Origin of the sequence: Mesorhizobium sp. LSHC412B00, assembly GCF_000503035.1 — a bacterium.
Classification (GTDB): Bacteria; Pseudomonadota; Alphaproteobacteria; order Rhizobiales; family Rhizobiaceae; genus Mesorhizobium.
Window position 1 is genome coordinate 1 of the sequence record NZ_AYWB01000039.1, and the last position, 5,346, is coordinate 5,346.

Consider the following 5,346-nt stretch of genomic DNA (forward strand, 5'->3'; position numbering starts at 1 on the left):
CGGCTGTCACGTGTTGCCGCAATGATCGAAAACGGCAACGTCAATCTTCCGAAAGACGCGCATTGGAGAGATGACCTCCTGCTTGAGGTGCTCGCATTTCCGCACGGAAAGCACGACGACCAGGTCGACTCCATGACCCAAGGCGCTGATCTGGATGAAGGACGACAAGCCGACGGGTAGGTTCTATTTCGGCAAATTTTGAAGTCCTGCTCCAAAGTCTGGGCGCTTCGCCAAATGTCAGCTATGCGCCGCAATTCGGCCATTGGGCCGAGCTCTGCCGCCGATTGAAGCGGACTCTGGTGGCTGGTTGCGCGTAGGCAGGGGTGCCACGTTACAGCAAACCCACGTGTAGCGCCGGAGGGGATCGTGGCGCGCCCAGAACGAAAGCTTGTGGCGGTTTTGGCAGCAGAAATGACGGAAGCGCCGTATGATTGCGGCAATCCTAGTGGCGGGTTCAGCCGTCTGGGGCGAACGACCAGGATTGTGGGCTCCTTGTCGCGGAAAGCCTGGCCATCCGCATCTCGGAATTCACCTATCGAACGTCGCCTTCGAAAACGGGATCCTGTATTCTGTGCTATGCCACTTAGTCGACAGGAGTGGGCAAAGTGAGCCAGACGCGGAAACTTGCGGCGATCCTGGTCGCCGACGTGGTCGGATATAGCCGGTTGGCGGGCTCGGACGAAGATCGAACGCTGGCACGGCTACGGGCGCTCCGGAGCGATCTCATCAATCCGACCATCGCTGTCCACAATGGGCGCGTTGTGAAGCTTATGGGTGACGGTACCCTCGTAGAGTTCCGGAGCGTTGTTGACGCCGTACGCTGTGCAATCGAAATGCAGAACGGCATGGTTGAGCGCAACGCTGGCTTACCGCCCGGGCGACGCATTGAATTTCGCGTCGGCATTCATCTCTGCGATGTTGTCGAGGAGAGCGACGGCGATCTGATGGGAGATGGTGTCAATATTGCCGCCCGTCTAGAAAGCATCGCTGAGCCGAACGGCATCTGTTTATCGGCCGCCGCTTACGAACAGGTGCGCGACAAACTGAAGGAAGAATTTGTCGATCTGGGCGAGAAAGAGCTCAAAAATATCGCACGCCCGGTGCGCACCTATCGTCTACGTATGCGCGACACAGTCCCAAAAACCGATCTGGCTGCGACTGCCGGGTCCTCCGAACAGCTGGCGCTGCCCGACAACCCTTCGATTGCTGTCTTGCCATTCCAGAACATGGGCGGCGACCCCGAACAGGAATACTTCGCCGACGGCCTTGCCGAAGACATTATTACTCGGCTGTCGCGTCTTCGTTGGCTCTTCGTGTCCGCCCGCAACTCTTTGTTCACCTACAAGGGAAAAGCGGTCGACTTAAAACAAGTCGGTCGAGAGCTTGGTGTGCGGTATGTGCTGGACGGAAGTGTAAGGCGCTCAGGTCATCGCCTCCGGATAAGCGCGCAAGTCAGTGACACATCGACCGGGGTACAAGTGTGGGCTGAACGATACGATGTGGAATTGTCGGAATTCTTCGCGCTTCAGGATCAGATTGCCGAAAGTGTCATCGCTACGATCGAGCCGCGGCTCTACACGGCGGAACAGCAACGCTTTCAGAGCAGGTCCCCCACCAATCTTGACGCTTGGGGATTCGTCATGAAGGCGATGCCATATGTCTGGACCTGGAGTTCGGCTACGGAAATCGAGATTGCACAGGGATTTCTGAAGCAGGCTACGGACCTCGATCCTGACTATCCCCGCGCCAACAGCCTGTTGGCGTGGGCTCACGCGGCCCGCGTTTTGTCAGGATGGGCCAACGCAGCAGACATTCTGCCCACCTCTCGCGCCCTCGCGCAGCGGGCAATCCAAGGCGACCCCGAGGACCCGTGGACGCATTTAGCGGCAGGGTTTGTCCACATGATTTCGCGCGGCTTCGACTCTGCTGTGAGAGAACTAAATGAAGCGATCGAGCTAAACCCGAGCTTCGCCTTTGCGCATTCGATCCTGGGCTCAACTTACGGATATGGGGGCATGCCCGCCGAGGGGCTCGACCATCTTGAAATCGCGGGTAGGCTAAGTCCTCGCGATCACACATATGCTGCGAATTTCTCCATCCTTGGCTTATGTCATTTCATGGCTGGACGATATGCAGACGCGGTCGAATGCGAATGTCGCGCGGTTGAACTCCGGCCCCATTTTGGGTCTGCATGGCGGACGTACGCGGCGGCCGCTGGGATGGCCGGTGAAATGGACATCGCGGTTCATGCGCTTTCGCAGGCCAAGCGCCTTCAACCGTCCCTATCCCTTCAATGGGTAGACAAGTTTCATCCGATCGTTCACTACAAGCACCGGGCTCTCTATGTAGAGGGGCTGCGCATTGCCGGGCTTCGATAGTTGCGGATCGTGCCGTGCTCGTAGCTCGCTATCGGACCTACTATACCGCACGAGCGTGCGCTCAGCGCCTCAACTCGGTTGTCAAAGCTTCGGTGGGTTTCTTCCAACAGCAGACGTTCCTCACGATGAATCCGAAGAGCCGGCCGACCACTTGGAAGTATGCATTCGAATCGCTTCGGCGCGCTAGATCTCTGAAACCAAGGCGCTACTGGGGATGGCCCTGAGTTCGGCTGATCAATTGCCGCCGTCAAAACGGCTTCCGCTCCCGGGGCTCTCCCTTCTCACCAATTTCCCGTGCGGTTCTGCGCTGCACTCTGGAGCGCGCGAGAGGCGGACCTATCGAAGCTGTCGGCGCAGGCCGCTTCGACGTCCGCTTCGGTCAAGCCAACGTCCCGCAGAAGGAAGTTGGACAGGTGACCGAGCCCGCGCTCTATGTTGCGGCGGGTCCTCCACTCACGGACAAGGGCCAGCAGGCGTTCGAGCGGAGGGTCAAGAAAAGTGCGCGGCACGCGCCGTGCGGTCTGGCCTGGTGTAGTTTGCGTCATGTTACGCCAGGTCATGGTGAACCTCCGTTGATCGGGGATGCGAATGACGATCACGTGACGGCAGAAGGCGAGAAGGCACCAGGGCAGCTTCGGAAGCGTTCCGCTTCAGATTGTGAACTGGCCTCAGACCTCCGAAAGGCCTAACCTGCGGCAAAGGAGCGGTCAGCCATGACGCGACGGCCTTACGGACTGGTCTGCCCGATCTCGCACGCCTGCGAGTTCCTGGAGCCACGCTGGACAATCCAAATCCTGACCGAGCTCTGGAACGGCTCGACCCGCTTTAATGACATTCGCAAGGGGGTGGGCAACGTCTCGTCCGCCCTCTTGTCGAGGCGGCTCAAGGAAATGGAAGCGTTGGGCCTGGTCGAGCGCGTCGAGGACGGGGCGACGGGCACCATCAGCTATTTCCGTACCGAAAAGTCGATAAGGCTCGAGCCGGCGATGAACGCGCTGGCGGAATGGGCGCAATGCAACATCCAGGCGGAGATCGCGCTCGCCGACGTGGATGTTTCGACCCTCATGTGGGCCGTGCGGCGAAAGATTGACCTCGCTGAACTGCCGCGGCGGCGCGCCGTCATCCGCTTCCATTTCCGCGACGATCCCCCACCGAGGTGTCCCCATTACTGGTTTGTGGTCGAGCCAGGCTCAGACTTGCCCGAGCTATGCTCGCTCGACCCCGGCCGGGACGTCGATCTTTACGTCGAGACCGGCGTTGTTTCGCTGGGAGCCATCCTGGAGGGCCGCTCCAGCATCGAGCGTGAGAAAGAGAGGGGCGGCCTTTTCCTCATCGGCGACCCCGGCCTCGCGCGAAGCATGGACCGTTGGCTGCGAATCTCGGTCTACGCGGCGCTTGAGGGAATCGTCCAGCTTTCTTGAAAGCCATGTTTGGAGTGCAGCCTTATGCAACCCGCCCAGGACGACAATGCCATTTGGCTGGCCTCAAAAGCATGGTGCAATCGTCCGTTGTTGATTGCTGCTCACTGAAAGCCGCCAGTCCGCATTCGGCCCAATATTTCCGACCGCAATGCGCCTGAATTCAGCCGTTAAGCAGAAAAACGTGAGTACCGCAAAGTGGACGCGGCGTACTCTGGCTTCTGGCGCGATGTGGGTTAGGCGAGCAAGATACGCTCAGCGAGCGTGCGATGACCTTCTTTGGGGCAGGCTATCATTTTGTCGATCAAAGAGCGCAGAACTCCTTTGACCCATTCGTTGCCCACGGCACGGATCGCGTACTGCGCGCCTCGATAATCGTCGAAATTCGGGATCAGTCTGCCGCCGATAGAACCCAGCGACGGACAGGCTCGCTATCATCAAAGGCCGCCTCGAAAATTGATGATGCGAGCACGGCATATATGTGAAGGGTTTCAGAGCCGACGTTTCGAAACCCGTGTTTTCGATTAGCCGGAACAACAAGTGATTGCCCTTCGATTATGCTAACCGACTCGTTGTCGATCCAAATTCTGCTTTGCCGGTGACCACAGAGAGCACTTCTTCAACACGGTGACTGTGCGTCGGGGCGCCCATAGCCGGCGCTACCCATTGCTCGAAAATGCACAGCTGAAGCGCGCCGTTCTCAGCGGATATAAGCATCCGGGTTTCTACTCCAACTCGCCATTCCTCCCGCCGCTGTTCCGCATGTGAGATTATCTTCATGATGATTGTGGACCCCTCTCACTTCAAGCAAATGTTCTTCTCCTGTAAGGACCCGCCCGCCACTCTGAAATGCACATCGAAGCAACGTCCCAACCTTGGCCAGAGCACAAGTAGATGGTCCGTGTCGGCATCCCCGGAGCCCTCAGCGACATCCATCCCCCTGCTTGTCACCAGATGAGACTTCGATCAATCTCGCCAATTGAGGTCCTCCCGGTTAACGCCATTGCCGTTTCAAATTCCCGGCGTAACAGGTCAACACAGTGCCTGACCCCATCGGATCCGCCCAAGGCAAGCGCATAAACATATGGGCGGCCGATCATCACCGCGGTTGCTCCAAGAGCGATAGACTTCAAAACATCCGTTCCCCGTCTGATGCCGCCATCGATAATAATTGGAATCCTGCCGGCCACCCGCTCGGCAACTGCCGGCAGTGCATCGATCGTTGCCGGCAGCGTGTCGAGGTTCCGTGCGCCATGATTGGAAACCACAATGGCGTCGGCGCCTGAGCTTATCGCCAGTTCAGCGTCCTCAGGATCAAGGATGCCTTTCAACACGATAGGCAGAGCTGTGAGAGAACGAAGCCACTCAACATCCGGCCATGTCAATATTGCACGCTTTGGCGAACCACCGATCTTGAAGAGGCCTGTATTGCGGTCATTGAAATAAGGGGTGGCGAGCGCATCGGGAATTTTGAAACCGGCTCGCATTTGCCTTCGCCGATCGCCGAGTGTTGGCATATCCACCGTTACGCAGATCGCCTTCGCTCCGCC

The 5,346-nt window shown here is 58.3% G+C and carries 6 protein-coding genes; 3 read left to right on the plus strand and 3 right to left on the minus strand.

Going from position 1 to position 5,346, the window contains the following annotated elements:
* A partial coding sequence (gene terL / locus X757_RS01000000165540; protein ID WP_032996456.1) for a phage terminase large subunit occupies positions 1-180 on the plus strand: 180 nt, incomplete at its 5' end.
* 425 nt (positions 181-605) lie between these two features.
* Positions 606-2,378: an adenylate/guanylate cyclase domain-containing protein gene (locus X757_RS135590; protein WP_023728163.1), complete on the plus strand. Its 1,773-nt coding sequence runs from the start codon at positions 606-608 to the stop codon at positions 2,376-2,378.
* Positions 2,379-2,659: 281 nt separating this feature from the next.
* On the opposite strand, the gene X757_RS1000000169960 is transcribed toward X757_RS135590, so the two are convergent.
* Complete coding sequence (locus tag X757_RS1000000169960; RefSeq protein WP_023728164.1) at positions 2,660-2,938, minus strand: DUF1127 domain-containing protein; 279 nt, start codon at positions 2,936-2,938, stop codon at positions 2,660-2,662.
* Positions 2,939-3,091: 153 nt separating this feature from the next.
* Between X757_RS1000000169960 and X757_RS135580 the strand changes: the two genes are divergently transcribed.
* Positions 3,092-3,799, plus strand: a complete 708-nt coding sequence (locus tag X757_RS135580) for a helix-turn-helix domain-containing protein (protein ID WP_023728165.1) — start codon at positions 3,092-3,094, stop codon at positions 3,797-3,799.
* Positions 3,800-4,187: 388 nt separating this feature from the next.
* Here X757_RS135580 and X757_RS1000000169315 read toward each other — a convergent pair whose 3' ends face one another.
* Together X757_RS1000000169315 and X757_RS135575 are read right to left on the minus strand one after the other, a co-directional pair.
* On the minus strand, positions 4,188-4,382 hold the full coding sequence (locus tag X757_RS1000000169315) for a cupin domain-containing protein (protein WP_306413648.1): 195 nt from the start codon (positions 4,380-4,382) through the stop codon (positions 4,188-4,190).
* 361 nt (positions 4,383-4,743) lie between these two features.
* A partial coding sequence (locus X757_RS135575) for an alpha-hydroxy acid oxidase (protein ID WP_031251774.1) occupies positions 4,744-5,346 on the minus strand: 603 nt, incomplete at its 5' end.

Bases quoted from the DNA above. Each gene is read 5' to 3' on its own strand.
- X757_RS1000000169960 (WP_023728164.1), bottom strand. From the start codon at position 2,938: ATGACCTGGCGTAACATGACGCAAACTACACCAGGCCAGACCGCACGG.
- X757_RS135580 (WP_023728165.1), top strand. From the start codon at position 3,092: ATGACGCGACGGCCTTACGGACTGGTCTGCCCGATCTCGCACGCCTGC.